We start from the raw sequence: 23,486 nt of genomic DNA, 5'->3' as shown, positions 1-23,486 counted from the left end.
ATCATAGACTTTTTCAAACAAAAGCAAAGAAATCACGATTACTTTCACATTGAATTCATAAGCCCATTTTTTTCTAGCAGACAATCGCAGTCGGTTTGAAATAGAATTTTCATAACACTCCTCATCAGAGAGAAACGCAGTGATAAGATCTTTTCGAGGTAAACAGCCCAAATTAGGCGAACGGGTTTGGGTAGATGATAGTGCCGTCATTATTGGTGATGTTGAAATCGATGATGACAGTTCCGTCTGGCCATTGGTATCCATTCGTGGCGATATGCATCAAATCCGGATTGGTGCCCGCACCAGCATTCAGGATAACTCGTGTTTGCATATTACCCATGCCAGTGAGTTTAATCCGGAAGGTCATCCTTTAACCATCGGTGATGATGTCACGGTAGGTCATATGGTGATGCTGCATGGTTGCACGATCGGCAATCAGGTGTTGGTTGGTATGTCTTCAACCATTTTGGATGGTGTGGTGGTGGAAGATAATGTGGTTATCGGTGCCGGATCATTGGTTCCACCAGGCAAAAAGCTTGAATCCGGTTATCTGTATCTTGGCTCGCCAGTGAAACAAGTTCGGCCGCTAACGGAGGCCGAACTGAATTATTTTCACTATGCTTGTCAGAATTATGTGAAGTTAAAAAACCACTATCTGAATAAGGAAGACTAAGCCGCCAGCTGTTTGAGTCGTTCGCTGATCGGCCCCTTCTTAGTTAAGAGTTTCTCAATATCAGTTGATTCGAATTCAACAATCTCGATGCATGACTGAGGAAAATTATCTGCCAACTCATCATTGAGCATGGCTGCAGCCGCATACCTAGCCATATTTATTACTGCTGCTAATTGACCCGCCTCCTTGTCTGTCGACGGCGTTTCAAGATGCTGGATTGTTTCAATAACCAGAGCCGGCATACGCCAGCGAATAACGATCATCTGCGAAACTGTCAGCCAATATTTATCTTCCAGCTGATGAACAATTTCATCATCCAAAGGCAACGTTCGCTGTGCGGCAACATCAATCAGCGTTTGCAACACCGCTGGGCGGCCAATTGAATAAATTAATCCCGCCAGAAAAGCGACTTCGACATTCACGTTGCAATGACTAGCAATCTCCTTAGCCCATAGTGATGTCGCCAACGCCTGCTGCCATGTGGCATCTGCATAGCTTTCATATCCCGGAGTATTAAATAATTTCGCATTCAATACTGCGCTAATGGCAATTTCACTGATAGTTGTCATACCCAGTCGAGCAATGGCCTGTTGTAGTGAAGTCAGATTGGCCATCGGTGTATAAGCCGCCGAGTTCGCAATGCGCATCACATGGGCAGCAAGGGACGGATCACTTTGAATAAGTTGCGCCATTTGACTAGCATCAGACTCTTTATCATTAGCCAGCATAAATGCTTTGTTTGCGATTTCTGGCAGAATAGGTACCTCGACAAATCCCTCCGCGATCGCTTGATTTAATAGCTCTTCTAGTTCCATTTTCTGGTCGTTTGGCTGATTATCATCTTGCATAGCTGCATCCATTATTAAGGGGTCTATTCACTTTAACACCTACCGTCGTTAATGAACGGTATGCTTCAATATGATTTTATAGACTTATTATCTTGTAGAAAAATTAGGCATGTTTTTATGATTTTGTTAGTTAGTTATCAGTGAAATTTATGCGTTAAAGTATAATCCCCTACTTTTTATAGTGAAAACACATTTTTTTCACATTCACAAGATTAAGATTTTCAAAATTTTTTAGGTAGATTGCCGTTTTAAGGAATAACTACATTGGTTAAGCCTATTGCTTCAACTGAACTTCGACTGGGCATGTTTATACACAAGCTCGGTGGTTCGTGGATGACCCATCCGTTTTTACGCGGCAGCTTTTTGTTAAAAGATGCCGAAGATATCAAACGTATTATCGAAGCCGGTATTAAAGAAGTATGGATCGATGATGAAAAAGGCGAGCACATAGAAACCGAAGCGACGCAAACAGCTGCTGAGAATTCATCAGAACCCATCGAATTACTCCAGCCCCCCCCTGAAGAGAAAAAACCTGTCCTTGAAAGTTCTATGGAAGAAGAAATTGTTCGTGCACGAAAACTCTTCCATGATGCTAAACCACAAGTGATGGCAATGTATAAAGATGCCAGGCTCGGTAAAGCCATTGACCCACAAACAACCTTACCGTTAGTCAATGAAATTGATTTGATGGTGCAGCGAAACTCAGCCGCCATACTCAGTGTAGCTCGCCTTAAAACCCATGATGATTACACTTACATGCATTCGTTGGCAGTTTGTGCGTTGATGATCTCACTAGCGCGACAGCTCAATCTTGATGAAGAGCAGGTTAAGCTGGCAGGTGTAGGTGGATTGATGCACGATCTGGGTAAATCTCTGATGCCGCTGGAAGTTCTGAACAAACCAGGTAAGCTCTCTGGCGCAGAATACAACATCATGAAAAAGCATCCTGCGGCCGGTGCCAAATTATTAGAAAACTCTGGAGCAGCACCTGAGGTCGTCGATATTGCCTTACATCATCATGAAAAAATTAACGGTTTGGGCTACCCGAATCGACTACAGGGTGATGAAATATCGCTGTTTTCCCGTATGGCTGCCATTTGTGATGTCTATGATGCCGTGACCTCTGAACGAGCCTACAAACAGGCTTGGGATCCTGCTGGTACCATTCGCGAAATGGCTCAGTGGGAAGGGCATTTTGATAAACAACTGTTTAATGCCTTTGTAAAAATGGTCGGCATCTATCCAGTTGGCTCATTAGTGCGGTTAACCTCACAACGACTGGCCGTAGTTATCGAACCCGGGCTGACTTCACTCGTAAAACCTAAAGTGAAAGTGTTTTTTTCGCTGCGTTCAAAAACCCCTATCCAAATACAAGTGATTGATCTCGAACATCCAAGCTGCAAAGAAACCATAGATGGCCCTGAAGACCCATCAAAATGGCATTTCAAACACCTGGAACAACTATGGCAGTGATCGGTCTTTGTTTAGCCTTACTGAACTAATTGTTAAACTTTCACTTTATAACCGGTTTTAAATATCCACCAGATAAACACCATAAATATTAAGAGAAAAGTTGAAATCATCACCAAACTAAACGTCAGACTCACATCTGCCGTGCCATAAAAACTCCAGCGAAAACCACTGACCAGATAGACCACAGGATTGAACAAAGTCACTTTCTGCCAGAACTCAGGCAACATGCTGATCGAATAAAAGGTGCCACCCAGAAAAGCCAATGGGGTGACCACCATCAATGGAATAACCTGTAATTTTTCAAAACCATCGGCCACCACGCCCAGGATAAAACCCAACATACTGAAGGTAACGCAGGTCAATACCAGAAATAGCATCATCCACAGTGGATGCAGAATCGAATAATCCACAAATAATTTGGCGGTGAGCAAAATCAACATTGCCAAAATAATCGATTTTGTCGCCGCTGCCCCCACATAGCCGACTACAATTTCAAATGCTGAAACCGGTGCGGATAACACTTCATAGATTGCACCGGACCACTTGGGCATATAAATGCCAAATGAGGCGTTAGATGTTGATTCAGTTAACACCATCAACATGATCAAACCCGGAATAATAAAAGCGCCATAACTCACGCCGCCGATTTCAGTCATTGCTGAACCAATCGCTGAACCAAATACGATGAAATAAAGCGAAGTAGATAACACCGGTGAGGCAATACTTTGCAAAGGGGTTCGCCAGCTGCGGTGAAGCTCGGATAAATAAATGGCTTTAATGGCATACCAGTTCATTTTGATTCCTCCACCAGGCTGACAAAAATCTGTTCCAGTGTGCTTTGTTTAGTTTGAACATCGCTGAGCTCAATCCCCGATCGATGAATAGCTGCCAGCACCTCTGTCACATGATTGGTGGATTGATTATCAACATAATCATAGGTCAAGGTTTTCCCATCCTCAGCAATCTCCATTACAAAGCCCTTCAGTTCTTCGGGTAGCTGGGTAATCGGCTGGTGTAACTGCAGGATAAGCTGTTTGCGTCCCAGCTTTTTCATTAAATCTCGCTTGTTTTCCACCAGCAGAATTTCACCATGATTAATGATGCCAATCCGATCGGCGATTTCTTCGGCTTCTTCAATGTAATGGGTAGTAAGGATAATAGTGGTGCCTCTCTGGCGTAACTTTTCCACCAGACGCCACATATCACGGCGTAATTCAACATCCACACCGGCGGTCGGCTCATCCAGAAACAATACTTCCGGCTCATGTGCCAAGGCTTTGGCAATCAACACCCGGCGTTTCATGCCGCCAGAAAGGAACTGTATTTTGGCATGACGCTTATCCCATAACGACAATGCCCTTAAAATCTCTTCCAAATACGCATCATCACGTGGTTAACCAAATACACCTCGGCTGAACACCATGGTATTCCAGACAAAGGCAAACACATCAATGGCTAATTCTTGCGGTACTAGACCAATTTGGTTGCGAGCTTGCCGATAATCTTTGACGACATCATAACCACCTACCAAAACCTGCCCTTCCCCCACATTAACCAAGCCACAAATCATGCTAATCAAAGTGGTCTTGCCTGCGCCATTCGGACCTAACAGGGCAAATATTTCACCACGATTGATTTGCAGATTGACCTGTTTTAATGCATGAAATCCAGAAGGATAAATTTTACTGACATTGCGCACATCGATGATGTGATTTTCCATCACTTGCGTTTCCTTCACTACGGTTTTTGAAAGCATAGTCTTTATAGAGTGTAATTTTTCGACAAGGTTTGAAACCGAGTGCATTTAAACATAAAACAGCAGCGAAATAACTGAATCACCCAATCTGTCAAAATAATTACATCATGGCAGCGCCATGTTAAAACAGCGTTAACAGCAAGAAAATTAGGGGTTATGGTTGCTGAGCAGGCAAAGCGGTTGCAGGGGCAGGTTGCATCGCCGTTTCATCAAGTTTGTCACCGATGTTGAAAGTAATCGTGCTGATTTTATCCAACGCCTTTCCAGCCGGCTCCTGCTGCAGAATAATCGATCTAAAAAAAACATAATGATTTGTATCCACCACCGACTCGACACCATCAGAATGGGGCTCAAATCCCCACTCAACACCTCCAGACCAAGTACAGGTTACGGCATCCTCATACCCCGTAATGGTGGACTCGACACATGGCTGACCCGCGACGTCGTTCATTTTTCCCGACGATTTTTTGTCCTGTCGTGCTGGTGTCCGTAACAACAAACTAGCATCCATATTGGTTAATGGGGCAATAGCATAAGGCTGATTATCATTCAGATTGATACCGGTCAGCCCCTCCGCATCAATCAATACATGACGTCCACTACTGATCAGCTGAAAGTGGCAATGCGGATGTTCTTGTGGTTCTTCCAGCTGATAATCCCATGATTCCAGACGATAGGCTGTTCTGCTTTCATCAATCCAGCGTTGCAGACGAATCGTACCAATTTGTGACATTTCAGTTTCTGTCAGAGCCTTGATCGAAACGCCCTCTTCCTGGCAGATATTCAGTAAATCCGAATACAATTCCCGGCGATTTTCAGCGGTAGCAGAGATAATAATTTGATCGATATAGATATTCGGCATAGGTGTCGGCTGCTCAATCACCTCTGGTGTAGTTGTATCTTCAACAAATGGCTCCAAATCTGAATCCGGCGCTTCTACAAACTTCGTCAGCATGACGACTCCCACCACAAAGATGATGAGTAACAATAAAAGATAAAAGGTAAGTGGATTTCGATTCGGCATCGATTAACTTTTTAGTTGTGACAAAAACGGTTAACAAATGCCCGGTTGGCGTTTATTCTTTTTCACAGTCAACGAATTCATAGCCGGTGCCGGCATCAAGGTCTACCAGTTCAGCAACTTTCTGAAAGCCAATTTTTTTGGCCACAGCTAGGTCTGCCTCAGCTATCTTATGAATAAGGATAGTGCCTGTTCCCATTCCACAAGCAGCTGGATAGGCAACACCGGTTCTTCGCCCACAAACTGTTTCGGTTACCTCAATATCTTCGGCTGATAATTTAGCCGCACTCTCGGATGGCGATATTCCGGTTGTTTCACATTGCAGCGCATTGCGGCTCTCATAAACCATTACCGGATCCCCAGCATTGCAACCACTCAATAAAACCAACGATGTTAAGAGTGATAAATGGATTTTCATGGTTACACCTTATATGGGTATAAAAGTAAGGTAAGCGCATTCGAATAATGGTATCAACGAACTAATAACCACAAATTATTCTATGCTGAATACTAACGCATATAAATAACAAAATGGTGCATAAATCGATGAATGATTTAGATGGACAAAGGACCTTCATTGTCCTTATTAAAACCAGAAAAACGCTTTACAAGGGCGTTCCTTCAATGGCTATAAAAAAGGGTAAGCTTTCGCCTACCCTTTGTTTTGCAGTTGTTCAGAGGCCTGAACATAATTGTCGAAATTCTGAATATAATCATCCATATTCAGTTCCAACATCCGTCGGTATTCATTAACAAAAAAATCGACGGTTTCATCTCGTGCATCGGCCATATCCTTGGCAGTTGTCCAACCAGATGCACTAAACCAAGCACTGTATCTGGCCAATCCATACATAAATGATGCACTCACTTCACCGGCCTCTACGCTTTTCTCCATTTGCTCATTAGCCAATTTGATATATGCATCTGCTCTATCAAAAAAGGCCTGATCTCTCTCACTCATAAAGGTTTCGCTTTTTTATTTTTCAAAGTCGGCTATTAGCCAGTAAAGAACGTGCAGAATAAACCTCTACAACAGAAGATGAATACGGAATTAAGCACAATAAATGGCAGGAAAAAACCATTGATTGCAGTATTGGCAGGTAATCGGCCTGATAACTGATATATGCGAAATCGTTGACGAATATGATACCTTTCAAACCAATAACAACGAGTCCAGCACCATGTCACGAAAAAAAACGGCCCGCCACAAATCGATTATTGATGAACTGACTATTCATCCATCGATGCGAGTCAGTGAGTTGGCTTCAGCGTTAAAAGTTACTACAGAAACCATTCGGCGTGACCTCGAAGAACTGGCAGAACAAAATCTGATCAGCCGCACTTATGGTGGAGCATTATTGCGTCAGGCGGTTGAACCGGTACTTAATGAACGACATAAAGCCAACCTGGCTGAACGGGCTGCCATTGGTAAGAAAGCGGCTCCACTGCTGAAAGATGCCAAGGTAGTAATGATAGGTTCAGGGGTAACAACGGTTGAAGTTGCTAAACGTATTGCTTATGAAATGAGCAACATCACGGTTATTACCCATTCTTTTGGGGTGGCCACGGTTTTATCATTTAATCCAACAATCAAAGTCATCATGGCGCCGGGTATATATCATGCCGAAGAAGGTGCTACCCATGGTTCGGTGACTTGTCAGTTTCTGGCAAATTACACTGCCGACTGGGCGATTTTGGGGGCTAGTGGGTTAGCGCCAACTGGACCGACAGATGCACTTGTTGATGCCGCAGATGTCTATCAACAGATGATTCGGCAAAGCACAAAAAATATGATTGTGGCTGATCACAGCAAATTCGATCGCATGGCCACGGCGCGCTATGCAAAGTGGAATGAAATTGACCATTTAATCACTGATCAAAAACCCAGTGGTCCACTTAAAAAAGCTTTAGCCAATGAGCAAGTTCAGATCATTACAGCGCCCATCCAATAGTTGAACTTGCTGACCTACATTAAACCTGCTGAGAAAATGCTTCTAAAAAGAAATCGGCTTCAGATTGTGTCAGGGTTAATAATGGGCGTAATTTCAAGGTGGCTCCAAACCGTCCTGCAGCACCAATCAAAACACCGGCCGCTTTTAAACCGTTAATCACCTGTTTGGTTTTGAGCGGATCGGGGATATGTTTATTGTCTTGTTTGCCAATATCAATTCCCAGAAACAGTCCCTGCCCTCTCACCTCGTTAACGTAAGCCGATTGTTTCGCAATAGACTTCAACTGCGTTTTTAAATAAAGCCCCATTTTCCGGGCATTATCCTGCAGGTTTTCCTGCTTGATAGTGTTCAGGACTGCCTGACCCGCTGCAGCGGCAACCGGATTACCACCAAAGGTATTGAAATAACCGACATCAGCACAAAACCTGTCCAGATATTCTGATTTTGTTGCGACCGCTGCCATTGGAAAACCATTACCCATCGGCTTTCCCATTGTCACAATATCCGGTGTAACCCCGTGGAAATCAAAACCCCAGAATGCTTCACCTAATCGGGCAAAACCAGGCTGTACTTCATCGGCGATAAATACGCCCCCTGCGTTATGCACTACATCCACTGCTTTTTTTAGAAAACCTCTGGGCTCGGTATAGATACCGTCTGATGAAAAAATGGTATCGACTAATAAAGCTGCGACTCTAAATCCTCGTTCTCGTAAAAGCTCTATGGCTTCAGCGACTTTTTCCGCAAAGCCGACTTCTATATCTTCACCATAGACCTCAACAGATGGGGCCGGTATTGCCACAACATGTTTCGGCAAGTTGCCCTGTTTGATAATTGATGGAGAGACCTCTGTGACCAAACTGGTATTCCCATGATAGGCATCTTCAGTAACAATAAAACCCTCACCACCGGAAGCCTGTTTTGCCAGTCGCATCGCCAGATCATTGGCCTCACTGCCCGAGCAGGTCATTACAATATTGGTAATAGAGTCAGGCAACTTGGCCTTTAACGATTCTAGATAATCATCGACCCCCGAGACCAGATAACGGGTATGCACATTTAGCGTAGCAATTTGCTTTGAGACGGCCTCAACCACATTGGGATGGCAATGTCCCAGACAAGGTACATTATTGTAAAAATCGAGATAACGCTTGCCATCAACAGCCTGCATCCAGGCACCTTGTGCCGAAACCATTTCAATAGGCTCCTGATAAAACAACACTGAGGCAGCACCCAGATTATTTAAACGTCGTGTCACATTTTGCTGATGTTCACCCTGATTGGCTTCAAAAGCATTCATATCGAGAATACGTTTTTCAGTTAATCCATTGTTCTCTTGCGCCTGTTGCTGCAGATATTTTTTTGCTAGTTCAATGGTGCCATGGGTGTAAGCTTCAAAACCTGCTTCAGCCGCGGTTTCTGTTTCCGGATGACTTGCCACCCAGGCCGTCAGCAACATGCGCCTAAACATCACAAAAGTTGAAATCATCGCTTCATCTTCGGCTGAAAGCGGCGCTATCGACTTATATCCACGTACCCAGGCACGTTCCAAATCAGGCAATAAAGGCGAAGTTTCCAGAAACGATACTGCTGAAGCAAAGTCATAAATGAACCAGCTAAAACCACAGTCATCAAAATCAATCACACTTAGCTGTTTATCATCGACCAGCAAGTTTGCTAATCGTAGATCGGCGTGTATCAGACCAAAGCGATCAGGGCTCTCACCATAGTGATGTAATTTTGCTTCCAACACGTCGCATAATTGCTCTAATATCGCCTGACCTTTTACATCTAACCCAGGCGCTTCACGCCAGTCACCCCATAACGGATTCGCCCCAAAAGCACTGTCAAAATTCCATTTTTTACGGGTAAAACCTTCCGGCAACGTCCATTGTTTTGCCTGTTGATGCAATCTGGCTGAGGTCGCACCTAATATTTCAAAACCTTCTATTAGTGACTCATCTTCATTTGGCTGGTTGCCTGGCAGAAACTCAAACGCCACAACGTAACGTTCAACACCATCATCATTGAATGAAGCCACCATTGAGCCATCATGAAGTGTTAACGGTTCAGGGGTATTGAGTAGCATTTGTTCACGAAGCGATTGTATCCAACGTAATTCAGAAATAATTTCATTTTTGGAATGATATTCGGGACGATGTACACGAATTATAAAGCGCTCATCGCTCTCCTCATCGATCACCATAAATGTGGCATTTTCAGACACTGTCAATAATGCAATCTTGGCATTTTCATTAATATTCCAATGCCCCAGTAATTTTTCGACCTCCCCAGTCAATTGCTGCAGATAATCGTTGTTATATAAACCGCTCATAACTTAAACCCAGATAAACAGTAGTGAAATAATTTATAACGTCAAAATGTCCGACTTGCAATATTTTTGTTGCAAAGAAAAAGATTTATGCTAAAAATACCTTTAAATTATTAACTCAATTTCTGGAGGTTTCATGCTCACATCCATTCAAGACAAGACGGTTATTGTTACTGGTGGCTCAAAAGGGATTGGCAAAGGTATTGCCAGCATCTTTGCTAAACAGGGAGCCAAAGTGATGATTGCTGCCCGTGGCGAAAGTGCAGCAAAAGAGGCTGTCGAAGAAATCAAAGCAGCAGGTGGCACCGCTGAATATTATTTGTGTGATGTCTCAAACTGGGATCAGGTTCAGGCACTGGTTGAACACACAGCAAGCACTTTCGGGCCGGTTGATATCCTCTGCGCCAATGCTGGCACCTTCCCACAAAAGAAGATTGTCGACCTCACTCCAGAAGATTGGGACGATATTATGTCGGCTAACCTGAAAAGCACTTTCCTATGTGTCAAAGCTTGTATTCCTCATTTTGAAAAACTGGGTAAAGGTCGCGTTGTGGTCACATCATCGATAACAGGCCCCATTACCGGTTACCCGGGCTGGGCGCATTATGGCGCGACCAAAGCTGGTCAACTTGGCTTTATGAAAACCGCAGCGATGGAACTGGCACGATATAACACCACTATTAATGCCGTTATGCCGGGCAATATTGTCACGGAAGGTTTAGCCAGTCTGGGTGAAGATTATCTCAACAGCATGGCCGCAGCGATTCCATTAAAACGACTTGGTGCTGTAGAAGATATCGCCAATGCGGCATTGTTTTTTGCTTCCGATGAAGCCGCCTATATCACCGGCCAACAAATAGTTGTTGATGGCGGACAAACGCTACCGGAGTGTATGGAAGCCGTGGCTGAAATATAAATATTTTGAAGATAACGGATGCAGAATTCGTTATAACAACAATCGAAGAGTGGATTCGACTTTATCAATAAGGCTTATTGGAATAGCGTGTTGTGTGGCTAGTTTTCGCCACTCAGCACCCCAATCTATGTTTTGATCGATAATATAATTTATAAAAATTAATTTGCAGCATAACAAAACGCCAGTATGGATGATGAACAGCATCGACCAGCTATGTAACTACATATCCACGGCAAAATATTAGCTTGAAATCTGTACTAATTTATTCACCAGAAAATTGAGCAAAAAGTTCTGCACCAGTGAGATTTGTAGTCTTCTCAGCAAATGAATAGAAAGCCGGTTTACTTTCAATAAACACCTGCTCGGTAAGTTGCCAATGTTCATTCTCATCAAACAACCCAACTGGGATGGCGTACATTTCGCCTTGCTTCAAGCGATAAAAAAGATGTGTGCCGCACTGCTGGCAAAAGCCTCGTTCGGCCCATTCCGAGGAATTGTAAATCGAGATATTTTTGGCACCATCAAACCGGACATCACCACCACACTCCACAGCTAAAAGTGGCCCACCACCCCACTTTCGACAGGTTTCACAATGACAAGCGCCAACATGATAACGCTTGGGTGTTGCGACTAAACTAACCGAACCACATAGACAGCTGCCGCTTTGTTCTGTTATCTCATTCATGATTTTCTCCTTGATAGCGATTACCTTTGAAATAAATAACGCTAAATTTGGCTACAGGCAAGATTGAAAATATTGTTAGATAATATATATCGTAATTAACGAGACAACATTGGTGATTTACGAAACCATAACCAGCTTCGTAAGCTCAGGTCTGAAAGCAGAATAACGACAAACATCGCCAACAGCGTTTCGATAAAATTGAGTTGCTGTACCCCAACCAACATTAGCCCCCACCCGATAATAATCCATTGCAGAATATAAATGGCGGTGACATTTTTACTCCAAAAAAACAGTAGATTAAAACCACGATTGGCAGCCATCTTGTCGATAACCCATCGACATAGCCATAACCAGACCAGCACAAAACCGGTGATCCAGATAGTTGCTCCAGGACCGCTCCGCAGGAAATAAGCATAATGAAAGTCAACGTTCGTCAGCGTCACTACGGTACCGATGATCAATAAAATCAATCCCAGCCAGGCAGTCTGCCGAAAGAAACGATCATGACATTTAGCCTGTTTAAACCAATAACCGAGTGCCATACCAAACAGCGGATAGGCCAGCCAAGGAAATAAAGGAAACATCGCCCCCTGCCCCTTGTTTCCCCACAGTAACTTCAATATTTCATCAAAAACCAGCCAACCACTCGAAATATCCCAGAGTGCTGGAGAAATTAAAATGACCATAACGCCTGTCGCAAGCCAGTATTTAGGATTTGGAAGGTAGTGTTTGAATAAAACACAGATTGCAAAAGCAAGACCAGCGAATTGCAGAATATCGACAATTAGCAATTCGCTAAGAGGTGAAATACCTCCAGCCTCCAGTTCAGCATAGCTAACCAGCCCCATTTTCAGCGATAACCACAATGGGATTGAACCCCGCACCAAGTTAAGGATGTAACCGATAACAAACAGCCCGACTGCTCGCTTCAATCCAGTAGCAATATTAAGCCGGTTCGAGAACGCAATAAATAATCCCATAATAAACATGAACACTGGAGCGGCAGGGGGGCTACCCAAAAAAGTAATAACATCACCAAAAATGCTCGTTCGAATATCACGCTCCCCATAAAAATCCAGAACATGCACCAACATCATAAAAAGAATCGCCAGGCCTCGTGCCAGATCGAACGTATCAATTCGAGAGGTATTCTGTTTAAGAGAATGAATTGTCTTCATTTGCACAATCAGCATCCATGAGTATTGATTAGCTAGGTTCTAACGCTGCAACGCTAGATAAGATAATGCCCGTCGACTTCACTGAAGCAAAAAGAACTATCATTTATTAAAGTACGATTTGAATGAACAAAAGGATCAATAAGTAATCGTTTGCCAACTACTTAAGCTTTTTGCGTACCGGCATGTTCGTTTTGATTTTTCGGAAAGGGCTTTCCCAGTTAATCAATGCAGAGAGTTTCGCCTTCTTCGATTTGTCTTCAGAAGTGCCATGGTAGTTGTAAGCACTATCAAACTTTAGCAAGCAGATTACTGGCGCGGCATGCATGCTCAACATAAAGTAAATTACTGAACCATTAAGCCTTCGTTTCATCCTCAGCATTAAACATCAGTTGGAACATCAAACCCGGCTCCATTCTGTGAGCCGTTAGTAACCAACCATGTGCCAGAGCAATTTCGCGGCATATCGTCAATCCGAGACCGGCGCCAATATCACGGCGATGTTCGCCCCGCCAGAAACGATCAAACAGCCGAGGCAAATCAACTTCATCAATACCCTTCCCCCAATCCCAGACCCCCATCTTGTCTGAAAAAACATCCACCCATACCTGACCTGCTGGTGGAGCATGCTGAATGGCATTTTCCAGCAAATTTTTCAGTAAGGTAAACAATGCTCCTTTATCAGCTTGTAAGGTTACGTTACCACTATAAAATACCAAATTAAGCTTAACATTCGCCGTCTCTGCCACCCGTTCCATATAAGCGACAACCTCGGCCACTTCTTGCTGTAAATCTACTGTAATAAATTTATAGTTTTGGGGTTCACTTGCTTCTGCCAATAGCAGCAATTGCTGCACTTGATGGGACATATACTGGACATCATGCAACAACCAGTTACGCTCATCGGTTTCCGGCATTAATTCCAGCTGAGCGCGAATCAATGATAGTGGTGTCTTTAATTCATGGGCTGCGGTGGAAAGAAATACCTGCTGTACGCGATAACCATGTTCGAGCCGATCAAGAGCCTGATTGAAACTGTTTACTAACGGTGCAATTTCCGTTGGTATATTGTTGTTCTGTAATCTGGCCTGCAATGAGCGGGGTGATATTGCTGAAGCCGAGTCCGATAATTCTCGCAGCGGCCGGAGTGTATGCCTAAGCGTAAAATGTGCACAGCCACCAAAAACGACAAACAAGACGACTGACAGTACCCATAGCCCAGTTTCTAAAAAACCCAAACCAAAAGCATCATGAGCAAAATAGATAAAGCGCCTGCTAACAGCTACTTGCACAAACCAGCTTTTCCCCTCATGTTTTACCATTCCAGTAGCTGCATCCAACCAAATGCCGTCGCGCTGGAATTCAAAAGTGCCTGTACTTAAATGATCCGGAATATCAATAGAAGACCAAAATGAGGGACCGCCCGCAGAATACATAATCACTTTGCCGGATTGGTCGATTACTCGATAAGCCAACTCTTGAGAAAGACTTTCGAACAACCAATTGTAATCGGTATCAAACTCTATTTTTTCTGGTATACCTTCTGCATTAAAGGACAGGGCTTCAGCCAGTTCCTGAGAAGCATCTATGGCTTCCAGTTCTGAATAAATATTGTTTTTAAACCACCAAGCAGTGACCAACACCAAAGTGATAAGGCTGACACTCAGCACCATCCCAATAACAAAAGCCAGCAAGACTTTAAAACTGATACTATTCAACCGGCTCGCTATCCTGAAGCGCATAGCCTATCCCTCTTATATTGACTATCTTTAGCTGCGAACCAATGAGCTGTAACTTACGGCGGATTCGGTGCAAAGCCACATCCAACGCGTTAGGCGTAACAATATCGCTAAAGCCCCAGCCTGCGGCCTCCAATGCACTATGTCGCACCACCTCTTTATATTTGTGTACCAGCACTAGCAAAATCTGCATCTCCGCCTGCGCCAGAGTTTCGCTTTTATTTCCACAACAGATTAGGCTTTCTCCCGGCCGCAAAATGATGTCACCACAGCCCGGATCCAGTGAGCGAACTTCTATCGACGGACGACGCAACAACGCTCGAACCCGTGCCACCATTTCTTCCATAGCAAATGGTTTTGCCAGGTAATCATCTGCTCCCGCATCCAACCCCTCAACCCGATCATTCAATGCATTACGGGCGGTCAGCACCAGACAGGGAATGGCATTATTTTCAGCCCGTAAATGCCGTAACATTGACAAACCATCGCCGTCCGGCACTCCCCGGTCAATCACCAGCGCCTGATAAGATATTTGCTGAAGAGCGACCAAAGCATGGTCCATGCGGCTGAACACATCCACAACGATACCTGCAGATTCCAGGCCCTGGCATATCAAGCGGGCTAAACGCTCGTGGTCTTCAAGTAACAGTATGCGGCTCATTTAAAAAGGTAGATATAGCCAAGAAACACACTGCTTTGCGTCGAACTGTCAACCAATGGACTATCTTCTATTTCCGATCCCAAACTGGTCACGCTCAGATCCAGAAACATAAAATGCTTTTCGTTGAACATATAATCTCCACGAATCCCTGCTTCAACATTGACAGTGGAATCTCCTTTATAAAAGCTCCGATTAGCATTCACTTCTTCCTGGCGAACACCGTAATAGTAATCAACATAATCCTTATCAGACCAGCTGGCTACCACCCGTGGGGTAAGCGTAAAGCGTTCATTTAAATCCCAGCTTCTTTCTAAGCCGAGATTAAAACTGCTACCTTCACTGTCTCCAGAAACTTCAGTGACTATCTCAGCACTGATATCTGCCACTGGGTTTTCCCACTCGACCTTAGCCCCCATCCAGAATCCACCATCACGATCGTCCATCCCCTCAAGAATATCGGCGTCGTTATCTTCGTAACCAATAAACTCATACTTACCAACAACTCTGAATTCAAATTTATTTGAATCATTAATTTCCCAACTGGGTAATTTGAATTCCAGCTGCGGCCCCAATAGTTCAATGTACTTGTTCTCATATGTCACTATCGGCAACAGCTCTGTCTCACGATCGATATCAGTATAGGGGTCTTGCTTGCTCATTACTGCGAACCCCAGCCCCCAGGTCGAAGATGGCGATTCAATATCGGGCTGCTGATCTGCAGCAATTACAGATAAAGGGGAAACTAGGCTAGAAATCATTAGCGTAGCAGCCATGCCCCGTAAAGCGGCTCCGCCGGTAAATAGTGTTTGCATTGATAAAGTCCTTTCAGGTGATGTAAGAGCTTCCATCATCCATCTCCTGACTTACATAGAACTTACCAAAAAAGGTTTTTGCTGTTTTTTGTCAGTAAGTTCCCTGAAAGGCTTCCTATCAGATAGTGCAATCCACGTTCTGCTACTGGTAAGAGTTTTAGATGCATTCCACCCCCATAATCTGTTTTGTATTGATAAGGCTATATCAGAGTTTCCATTCATCAATACCTAAAGGCTTGGTTATTAGCAGCGTGCTGTTGTTGTCAGCTTGTGCATCAGTTTTATCTGAGCAGGCAACTGACGATATTAATTCTTTAATGGCCGCCCACTGGCACGAGCCATTGCCTCACCATGGTGAGCTTGCCAACCTTAAGACCTGGTGGGCTCAATTCGATGATCCACTTATGCTTCAGCTTATTGCTGACGCGCAGCAAGTAAGTCCGACATTGGCACAGGCCGTTGCCAATATAGCCGATGCACGGGCAGCAGTTGTCACTAGCCGAGCAGCTTTGCTTCCATCACTGGATGGCAGTGTGAATGCAGAGAGATCCCGTTCAGACATTTCGGCCTCGCCAATAAACCTAACATCCGCCGGATTACAAGCAAGCTGGGAGTTGGATATTTTCGGCGCAAACAGCGCTGCTGCCGACGCAACCTCAGCAAGACTAGCGTCCAGTCAGGCAGATTGGCATGATGCCCGAATTTTAGTAGCCGCTGAAGTGGCCACCACTTATACCGATCTACGTGCCTGTGAGGCTAACGTTCAACAATATCAACAGGACGCAATATCCCGGGTTAATACATCAAGACTGACCAAACTGTCTGTAAAGGCGGGTTTTCGACCACCAGCAGCAGCTGATCTGGCAACAGCCAGCGCGGCTCAAGGCAAAATGATTTTAGTCCAGCAGCAGACACAGTGCGATTTACTGATAAAAGCACTAACCGCCTTAACAGCACAGGACGAAACAGCCTTACGCCATGAGCTATCAGCCGCAAATGCCATGCTACCGGAAGCGGCCAAACTGACAGTTTCATCAGTTCCGGCTGAAGTCATCAGCCAACGTCCTGATATCTATGCCGCCGCTCGCGAGGTCACCGCTGCAAGTGCTGATGCAAATGAGGCACAGGCTCAACGGTGGCCACGCATTACCTTATCGGGAAATATCAGCGCCAGCAGCATGAAAACCATTGGAGTGAGTACCGATGGCTCTACCTGGAGCATCGGTCCCGTCGCGGTTACTGTGCCGTTATTTGATGGAGGTTCACGTCGTGCCAATGCTGAAGCAGCCCGTATTCGTTATGACGTTGCGATAACAATTTATGCTGCCCGTCTGCGTGAAGCCATCCAGGAAGTGGAAAACGCGCTGGTAACGTTACAAAGCACTGCTACACGCAGCATGGATGCCGATATCGCCGAAACCGGATTTGAACGTTCATTTCAGGCAACTGAATCCAGCTATAAAGCTGGAATTGCCAGCCTATTCGACCTTGAAGATGCCCGTCGCAGCTTGATTAGCGCCAAAACCACTTCCATTGAATTGCAGCGTGAGCGTATTGCCTCTTGGATTGCACTTTACCGTGCTGTCGGTGGGGGTTGGAACGCCTCTGAATTACAACAGATAACAAACTTCCCACAGAACACGATTCACCGACAGTCGAAGGCTGCCGGAGCCTGAGCAATAAGAGAAAAATAAGGAACCCGTTAATGAAAAGGTCGCATCAGGTGGTATTTTTTATTGCTTTAATAATGACAGCTATCACTGTCTTAATAGCCACGGCTAATAGTGCTGGCACACCACCGGAAAACATGCTGTTAACAACGGATAGGCCCTCGCTGGCAGTGACCGTCATCACGCCCAAAACTGCCCTGTTGCCAATGACCATAACGGCCAATGGCAATATTAATGCATGGCAGGAAGCCAGCATTGGCAATGAAACCAATGGTTTAAAACTGGATGACGTTAAAGTGAATATTGGTGATATTGTTCAGCGTGGTCAACTGCTGGCGACCTTCTCTACCCGAACTGTCACGGTTGAGCTGGCACAAACTCAGGCAGCCTTAACTGAAGCAGAAGCAGTTCTGGCTGAAACCAGAGACAACGTAAAGCGTGCTATTGAATTACAAGCGACAGGTGCACTTTCAGCACAACAGATTCAGCAATACAGCACCGCTGAAAAAACGGCACAAGCCAGACTTCAGTCTGCACAAGCCTATCTGGACACCCAACAATTACGGCTTGAGCAAACTCAGGTTTTGGCACCGGACAATGGCATTATTTCGGCCAGAAATGCCACTGTCGGTTCCGTCCCTCCTGTCGGGGAAGAACTGTTTCGTCTCATCAGAGGCAGTCGGTTGGAATGGCGGGCAGAAGTCTCTGCTGAAGATCTGCCAAAACTTAAACCGGGCCAGCGGGTAGAAGTCATGCCGGTGGGTGGTGAAACTGTCACGGGAACACTGCGAATACTCTCACCTGTCGTGGATACACAAACCCGCAACGGTTTGGCTTATATCGATCTTCCTGCTGATAACACCCTCCGTGCAGGCACCTTTGCCCGCGGCAAGTTCAAACTTGGTGCTGCTGAAGTACTAACGCTGCCTCAAAGTGCCGTGCTGTTGCGAGATGGTTTTAGCTATGTGCTGAGGGTAAACAGCGATTCCAGAGTCATGCAAACCAAAGTCAGTACAGGCCGGCGGACAGCAGAGTTGGTCGAAATTATTAGTGGCATTACCCCTGCCGATCAGGTGGTGGAAAGCGGTGGCGCCTTTCTTGGCGATGGTGATCTGGTGCGGGTAGTTGAAACACTGCCGACTGCCAATGCCAGCAGTCTGAACAATCCTGGCACACCACCACAAACGACCAACTAAACAGGAATCCTGATGAATCATAATATCTCCAGTTGGGCTATCCGCAACCCTATACCGTCCATCTTGCTTTTCATCCTGCTGACCTTTGCCGGTATTTTGGGGTTTCAGGCCATGAAAGTTCAGGATCTACCTGATCTAGAGCTTCCCACCGTAACGATAAGTCTTTCGCTGCCAGGCGCTTCCCCATCCCAACTTGAAACCGATGTCGTTCGCAAAATAGAAAGTTCTTTAGCCACAGTTCAAGGTGTTAAGCATATTTACAGCAACCTTACTGATGGCGAAGCCACCATTTCGGTTGAGTTCCGGCTGGAAAGATCGGTACAGGAAGCACTTGATGATGTCCGTGATGCGGTATCACGCATTCGTGCTGATCTGCCAACTGACTTACGCGATCCGGTCATTAAAAAAGAGGAATTATCCGGCTCACCTATTTTGACTTACACCCTTAGCTCACCACGCATGGACGACGAAGCCCTGTCCTGGTTCGTCGACAATGATGTGAGTAAAGCACTGCTCTCAGTAAAAGGAGTTGGTGCGATCAGCAGGGTGGGTGGTGTTAATCGTGAAATCAGGGTTGAACTAGATTTTGCCAAACTGCTGGCATTCAATACCACAGCGGCTGATATTTCAAGGCAGTTGCGGCTGGTGCAGCAGGAAGCAGCTGGCGGTCGTGCTCTTTTTGGCGGCATGGAGCAGCCAGTACGGACGATCGCTACCGTGCAATCTGCTGCAGAGATTGCCAATATGGAAATCACTTTGAGTGATGGCTGTCATCTGCGTTTAGATCAGATAGCAACAGTGACCGATACTGTCGCAGAGCAACGTTCTGCAGCATTTCTTAATGGTGAACCAGTGGTAGGATTTGAAATAACACGCGCTATTGGTTATGGCGAAATTGAAGTTGCAGAAGGGGTGCGTACAGCATTGCTACAGCTGCAAATGCAGCGGCCGGATATCCGCATCACTGAAGTTTTTAACCTTATTGACCCGGTAGCAGAGAATTATGATGGATCCATTCAGCTGCTGTATGAAGGTTCCCTGCTGGCAGTGCTGGTGGTATTTCTGTTTCTACGTGACTGGCGTGCCACATTTATTTCCGCAGTAGCACTGCCACTATCAATTATCCCTACCTTCGCTGTTATACATATGCTGGGCTTTTCGCTGAATATGGTCACGCTGTTGTCGCTGTCACTGGTCATTGGCGTACTGGTCGATGATGCTATCGTTGAAATAGAGAATATCGAGCGTCACTTATTGATGAGTAAAACACCCTTTCAGGCAGCTATGGAAGCAGCTGATGAAATTGGTTTGGCGGTAGTTGCCACCACTTTTACGCTGATCGCGGTATTTCTGCCCACCGCCTTTATGAGTGGTGTAGTAGGCAAATTCTTCGTCCAGTTTGGCTGGACAGCAGCTATTGCCGTACTGTTTTCGCTGCTGGTTGCCCGAATACTTACTCCAATGATGGCCGCCTATCTGCTGCGCTCACCCAAAAATCTGGTTAAGCCGGAACCTGGCTGGATACGCTATTACCTGAATGTGGTGAACTGGTGTTTACACTACAAAGGCATCACCATCAGCGCAGCTGTCCTATTCTTTGCAGGCGGAATCATGCTGGCCATGATATTACCCGGCGACTTTCTACCAGCAAATGATGATCAACAAACACAGGTTACCCTGACACTGCAGCCCGGCAGTAAACTTGAAGACAGCGTCGCTTTGGCAGAACAGGCTCGCATAATGGTGCAGCAGAATGAGCATATAAAACAGGTTTACACTGCTATCGGCAGTGGTAGCACTGGTGAGTCAGAAGAACCGGGTGGCGCAGCAACAAATGTTCGTACCGCAGTGCTTACCCTGACTATTACCCATCGCAAGGCACGTCCAGAGTTAAGCAAACAAAAGATTGAACAGCAATTACGTGAAACGCTGAGCGTCTTACCAGGCGCAAGAATTAAAGTAGGTATGGGTGATTCAAGTGAAAACTACCAGCTAGTACTTGCCGGCGAAGACAGCCGAATTTTGCAGCAATATGCCCTTCAGGTTGAACGCGATCTTCGCACTATTCCGGGTATTGGTGCGGTGACATCCAGTGCCAGCCTGGTTAGGCCAGAATTAATCATAAAGCCAGATTTTGCCCGCGCCACCGATCTCGGTGTAACCTCGTCCGCCATTGCCGATACGCTGCGTGTTGCTACCGTTGGTGACTATGATCAGGATCTGCCCAAAATGAATCTGAGTGAACGTCAGGTTCCGATAGTGGTTCGCCTGAGTGATATCGCCCGTGAAGATTTTGAGACGTTCAAACGTTTGCCAGTGCCCGGCTCACGTGGACCAGTTGCATTGGAGAATGTTGCCAGCCTTGAAATAGGCAGCGGTCCGGCAGAAATAGCCCGGTTTGACCGTATGCGTAATATCAATTTCGAAGTGGAATTAAATAATCAGCCATTGGGAGTTGTTGAGCAGGCTGTAATGGCTTTACCCAGTCTGCAAACACTACCTCCCGGCGTTTCGCAAACAACTTTGGGTGATGCGGAAATGATGGGGGAATTAGCCACCGGCTTCGCCATAGCAATGCTCACCGGCGTTATCTGTATTTATATGGTGCTGGTATTACTCTTTAAAGATTTTATACAGCCTGTCACCATTCTTACCGCGTTGATTTTATCGGTACCCGGCGCTTTTCTGGCATTGTTTCTGACGAATTCGACACTTTCTCTACCTGCCATGATCGGCTTAATCATGTTAATGGGAATTGCGACCAAAAACTCTATCCTGCTGATTGATTACATCATCATTGCCACCCGCGATCACCAGCTTATACGTCATGATGCCATCATTGACGCTTGTCGCAAACGTGCCAGACCAATTGTGATGACAACCGTTGCCATGGGTGCAGGCATGCTACCTATAGCATTGGGAATGGGCGGTGATCCCAGCTTTCGTGCGCCAATGGCCATTGTTGTTATTGGCGGCTTGATCACCTCGACCTTTCTCAGTCTGTTGGTGATACCCGTGGTTTACAGTTATGTAGATACTGTCGTGCAGTTCCTACTGAAAAGATCCATGATTAGAAACGATAAGAAACACCAACTGAAAGAATCTGGGTTTTAACATCAACAGAACTTTTCAGATCATTAGCAAGCGTTGGAAAAGCTGGATTGGTTACAACTGCTGTGGTGTCGGCTTTTCCATAATCTGCGTAGAGATACTCTCCTCGAATGGTCCAACTATCGGTAAGCGCATATTCACCACCCAGACCAATTACCCAGCCTAGTTTGGTTTCATTATCTGAATTACGACCAAATGCGCCTGCCCCAGAAAAGTCATCTGAAAATGTTGCATCCATTCTGATTTTTGTTGCTGCTACACCACCAGTAAGGTACGCCAACCAGCGTTTCTCAGCCCAGCCTAAACGAGCTCGAAGTGATGCTTGCCAGTCAGCCTTTACAGAGATTTTATTGTTAAAGTTCGCTGGATTTGATTCGTAGATGCCGGCTGATGAAGAGGATTCATCAAAGCTTAAACTGTTCACGCCCGCCTCAATCCCGAGATATAACTGATCAAACTGCTGACCATAGCCACCATATAAACCAGCACTTAGACGTGATTGCGAAGCACTTTTATCGGCCTCCCCGGCAATTTGCTCAGGATCAGGGGTGGTGAAATAAGACCTCGGAAAACCATCAGATGTTGACGCATCAAATGAGGTACGACTATGGGCTACCCCAAGACTTCCCCCGATATATGGTCCAGACCAATCATAATTCTGAAGGGTCTGGGCCTGAGCGCTGGTCATAACACCTAAAACACCAACAAAGACCAGAGAATAACTTGAGCGACTCATCAACATCATTTTGTTCTTCAACACTTTTTAAGTTCCTTCTTATAACGTAATTCTGATCGTTTTGATGATTATTTTTCTTTCAAATTATATAAGAATAATCCAATAAAATAGTTGTTCTTGTTTTCAACCAACTAAATTCTGCTTCAATTTTCGACGATACCATCGCCAGCCAATGCTAAATATCAGCAATGCCCATAAGGAGGCAACCACATCGTCCAGCACAATCCCCACGCCTCCGGGGATGGATTCAGCTGCTCGTGCCGGTGGAGGTTTGGTCCAGTCAACAATTCGGTTGGTGATAAAAATACCTGCCAGCATCACAGGATATTGATGAACGGGAAGACCAAGCGTTGCCAGCGGAAAGGTCAGTAACTCATCTGCCACAATAGTTGAGGCATCTTTACTAGCAAAGTAATTTTCACCTTTGTCACTTATCGGAATGGCGACAAGAATTAGCAAAACGACGGCTACAAATTGTTTTGTGATGCTAAGTCGACTGATCAAAAGACTGAGTACAACGCCACCCAACGCGCCAGCTGTTCCTGGAATCAACGGCATACATCCCAGCCCCAAACCAATAGACAGCATCGCCATAACGTTATCCGTACTGACGCCACACAAGTCTTGGTTGGATATCGCTAAATATAAACCTATGCATGCAGCAGCAATACACAGTATGACCAGCGAAATAATGACTTTTTTACTAAGTTGTCGATTCATTCTTCATCCA

At 45.3% G+C, this 23,486-nt stretch carries 20 protein-coding genes and 1 pseudogene; 7 read left to right on the top strand and 14 right to left on the bottom strand.

Annotation, left to right across the window (positions count from 1 at the left end; genetic code table 11):
* Positions 1-139: 139 nt before the first annotated feature.
* A complete protein-coding gene (locus ACN0V2_RS06520; RefSeq protein WP_417549990.1) occupies positions 140-673 on the top strand; it encodes a gamma carbonic anhydrase family protein in 534 nt (177 codons plus the stop codon).
* Here ACN0V2_RS06520 and ACN0V2_RS06515 read toward each other — a convergent pair.
* The gene (locus ACN0V2_RS06515) at positions 670-1,521 is read right to left on the bottom strand and encodes an HDOD domain-containing protein (protein WP_417549989.1); all 852 of its coding nucleotides are present in this window, start codon (positions 1,519-1,521) and stop codon (positions 670-672) included. The two genes, ACN0V2_RS06520 and ACN0V2_RS06515, sit on opposite strands and share 4 nt — an antisense overlap.
* 264 nt (positions 1,522-1,785) lie before the next feature.
* On the opposite strand from ACN0V2_RS06515, the gene ACN0V2_RS06510 reads away from it, so the two are divergent.
* Positions 1,786-2,994 carry an HD-GYP domain-containing protein gene (locus ACN0V2_RS06510; protein WP_417549988.1) on the top strand — a complete coding sequence of 403 codons (1,209 nt, stop codon included), beginning with the start codon at positions 1,786-1,788 and terminating at the stop codon, positions 2,992-2,994.
* Between the two features lie 32 nt (positions 2,995-3,026).
* On the opposite strand, the gene ACN0V2_RS06505 is transcribed toward ACN0V2_RS06510, so the two are convergent.
* The 5 genes and pseudogenes from ACN0V2_RS06505 to ACN0V2_RS06485 form a co-directional block, all read right to left on the bottom strand.
* Positions 3,027-3,788: an ABC transporter permease gene (locus ACN0V2_RS06505; RefSeq protein ID WP_417549987.1), complete on the bottom strand. Its 762-nt coding sequence runs from the start codon at positions 3,786-3,788 to the stop codon at positions 3,027-3,029.
* Positions 3,785-4,714 (bottom strand): annotated as a pseudogene (locus ACN0V2_RS06500) (ABC transporter ATP-binding protein). Before ACN0V2_RS06500 ends, ACN0V2_RS06505 begins: the two are co-directional and overlap by 4 nt.
* Before the next feature lie 190 nt (positions 4,715-4,904).
* Positions 4,905-5,705 (bottom strand): hypothetical protein, encoded by an 801-nt coding sequence (locus ACN0V2_RS06495; protein ID WP_417549986.1) that lies wholly within the window; start codon positions 5,703-5,705, stop codon positions 4,905-4,907.
* Positions 5,706-5,826: 121 nt separating this feature from the next.
* Positions 5,827-6,189 (bottom strand): hypothetical protein, encoded by a 363-nt coding sequence (locus ACN0V2_RS06490; protein WP_417549985.1) that lies wholly within the window; start codon positions 6,187-6,189, stop codon positions 5,827-5,829.
* A 234-nt stretch (positions 6,190-6,423) separates the two neighbouring features.
* Positions 6,424-6,732 carry a DUF3144 domain-containing protein gene (locus ACN0V2_RS06485; RefSeq protein WP_417549984.1) on the bottom strand — a complete coding sequence of 103 codons (309 nt, stop codon included), beginning with the start codon at positions 6,730-6,732 and terminating at the stop codon, positions 6,424-6,426.
* A 220-nt stretch (positions 6,733-6,952) separates the two neighbouring features.
* Between ACN0V2_RS06485 and ACN0V2_RS06480 the strand changes: the two genes are divergently transcribed.
* A complete protein-coding gene (locus ACN0V2_RS06480; RefSeq protein WP_417549983.1) occupies positions 6,953-7,723 on the top strand; it encodes a DeoR/GlpR family DNA-binding transcription regulator in 771 nt (256 codons plus the stop codon).
* 19 nt (positions 7,724-7,742) lie between these two features.
* On the opposite strand, the gene ACN0V2_RS06475 is transcribed toward ACN0V2_RS06480, so the two are convergent.
* Positions 7,743-10,058, bottom strand: coding sequence for an aminotransferase class III-fold pyridoxal phosphate-dependent enzyme (locus ACN0V2_RS06475; RefSeq protein ID WP_417549982.1), 2,316 nt, complete (start codon positions 10,056-10,058; stop codon positions 7,743-7,745).
* Positions 10,059-10,191: 133 nt separating this feature from the next.
* Here ACN0V2_RS06475 and fabG point away from each other — a divergent pair, with 133 nt between their 5' ends.
* Complete coding sequence (fabG, locus tag ACN0V2_RS06470) at positions 10,192-10,971, top strand: 3-oxoacyl-ACP reductase FabG (RefSeq protein ID WP_417549981.1); 780 nt, start codon at positions 10,192-10,194, stop codon at positions 10,969-10,971.
* 262 nt (positions 10,972-11,233) lie between these two features.
* Here the strand turns inward: fabG and ACN0V2_RS06465 are convergent, their stop codons facing one another.
* From ACN0V2_RS06465 to ACN0V2_RS06445, 5 genes are all read right to left on the bottom strand, one after another.
* Positions 11,234-11,656 (bottom strand): GFA family protein, encoded by a 423-nt coding sequence (locus tag ACN0V2_RS06465; protein WP_417549980.1) that lies wholly within the window; start codon positions 11,654-11,656, stop codon positions 11,234-11,236.
* 95 nt (positions 11,657-11,751) lie between these two features.
* Positions 11,752-12,834, bottom strand: a complete 1,083-nt coding sequence (locus tag ACN0V2_RS06460; protein WP_417550060.1) for a heparan-alpha-glucosaminide N-acetyltransferase domain-containing protein — start codon at positions 12,832-12,834, stop codon at positions 11,752-11,754.
* Positions 12,835-13,187: 353 nt separating this feature from the next.
* A complete protein-coding gene (locus ACN0V2_RS06455; protein WP_417549979.1) occupies positions 13,188-14,549 on the bottom strand; it encodes a HAMP domain-containing sensor histidine kinase in 1,362 nt (453 codons plus the stop codon).
* The gene (locus tag ACN0V2_RS06450) at positions 14,542-15,231 is read right to left on the bottom strand and encodes a response regulator transcription factor (protein ID WP_417549978.1); all 690 of its coding nucleotides are present in this window, start codon (positions 15,229-15,231) and stop codon (positions 14,542-14,544) included. Before ACN0V2_RS06450 ends, ACN0V2_RS06455 begins: the two co-directional genes overlap by 8 nt.
* A complete protein-coding gene (locus ACN0V2_RS06445; protein ID WP_417549977.1) occupies positions 15,228-16,043 on the bottom strand; it encodes a MipA/OmpV family protein in 816 nt (271 codons plus the stop codon). The genes ACN0V2_RS06450 and ACN0V2_RS06445 overlap by 4 nt, the downstream gene beginning before the upstream one ends.
* A 161-nt stretch (positions 16,044-16,204) precedes the next feature.
* Between ACN0V2_RS06445 and ACN0V2_RS06440 the strand changes: the two genes are divergently transcribed.
* Genes ACN0V2_RS06440 through ACN0V2_RS06430 form a run of 3 tightly spaced genes read left to right on the top strand, consistent with a single transcriptional unit; the run spans position 16,205 to position 22,023 of the window.
* Positions 16,205-17,719 (top strand): efflux transporter outer membrane subunit, encoded by a 1,515-nt coding sequence (locus tag ACN0V2_RS06440; protein WP_417549976.1) that lies wholly within the window; start codon positions 16,205-16,207, stop codon positions 17,717-17,719.
* Positions 17,720-17,748: 29 nt separating this feature from the next.
* The gene (locus ACN0V2_RS06435) at positions 17,749-18,909 is read left to right on the top strand and encodes an efflux RND transporter periplasmic adaptor subunit (protein ID WP_417549975.1); all 1,161 of its coding nucleotides are present in this window, start codon (positions 17,749-17,751) and stop codon (positions 18,907-18,909) included.
* A gap of 12 nt (positions 18,910-18,921) precedes the next feature.
* Complete coding sequence (locus ACN0V2_RS06430) at positions 18,922-22,023, top strand: efflux RND transporter permease subunit (RefSeq protein ID WP_417549974.1); 3,102 nt, start codon at positions 18,922-18,924, stop codon at positions 22,021-22,023.
* Here ACN0V2_RS06430 and ACN0V2_RS06425 read toward each other — a convergent pair.
* Together ACN0V2_RS06425 and ACN0V2_RS06420 are read right to left on the bottom strand one after the other, a co-directional pair.
* Complete coding sequence (locus ACN0V2_RS06425) at positions 21,980-22,780, bottom strand: outer membrane protein (protein WP_417549973.1); 801 nt, start codon at positions 22,778-22,780, stop codon at positions 21,980-21,982. The genes ACN0V2_RS06430 and ACN0V2_RS06425 overlap by 44 nt on opposite strands.
* Before the next feature lie 99 nt (positions 22,781-22,879).
* Positions 22,880-23,476: a phosphatidylglycerophosphatase A gene (locus tag ACN0V2_RS06420; protein WP_417549972.1), complete on the bottom strand. Its 597-nt coding sequence runs from the start codon at positions 23,474-23,476 to the stop codon at positions 22,880-22,882.
* Positions 23,477-23,486: the final 10 nt, after the last annotated feature.

The sequence above is a fragment of the Methylophaga sp. genome, from assembly GCF_048266885.1.
Lineage (GTDB): Bacteria > Pseudomonadota > Gammaproteobacteria > Nitrosococcales > Methylophagaceae > Methylophaga.
This window is presented reverse-complemented; position numbering and strand designations above follow the sequence as displayed.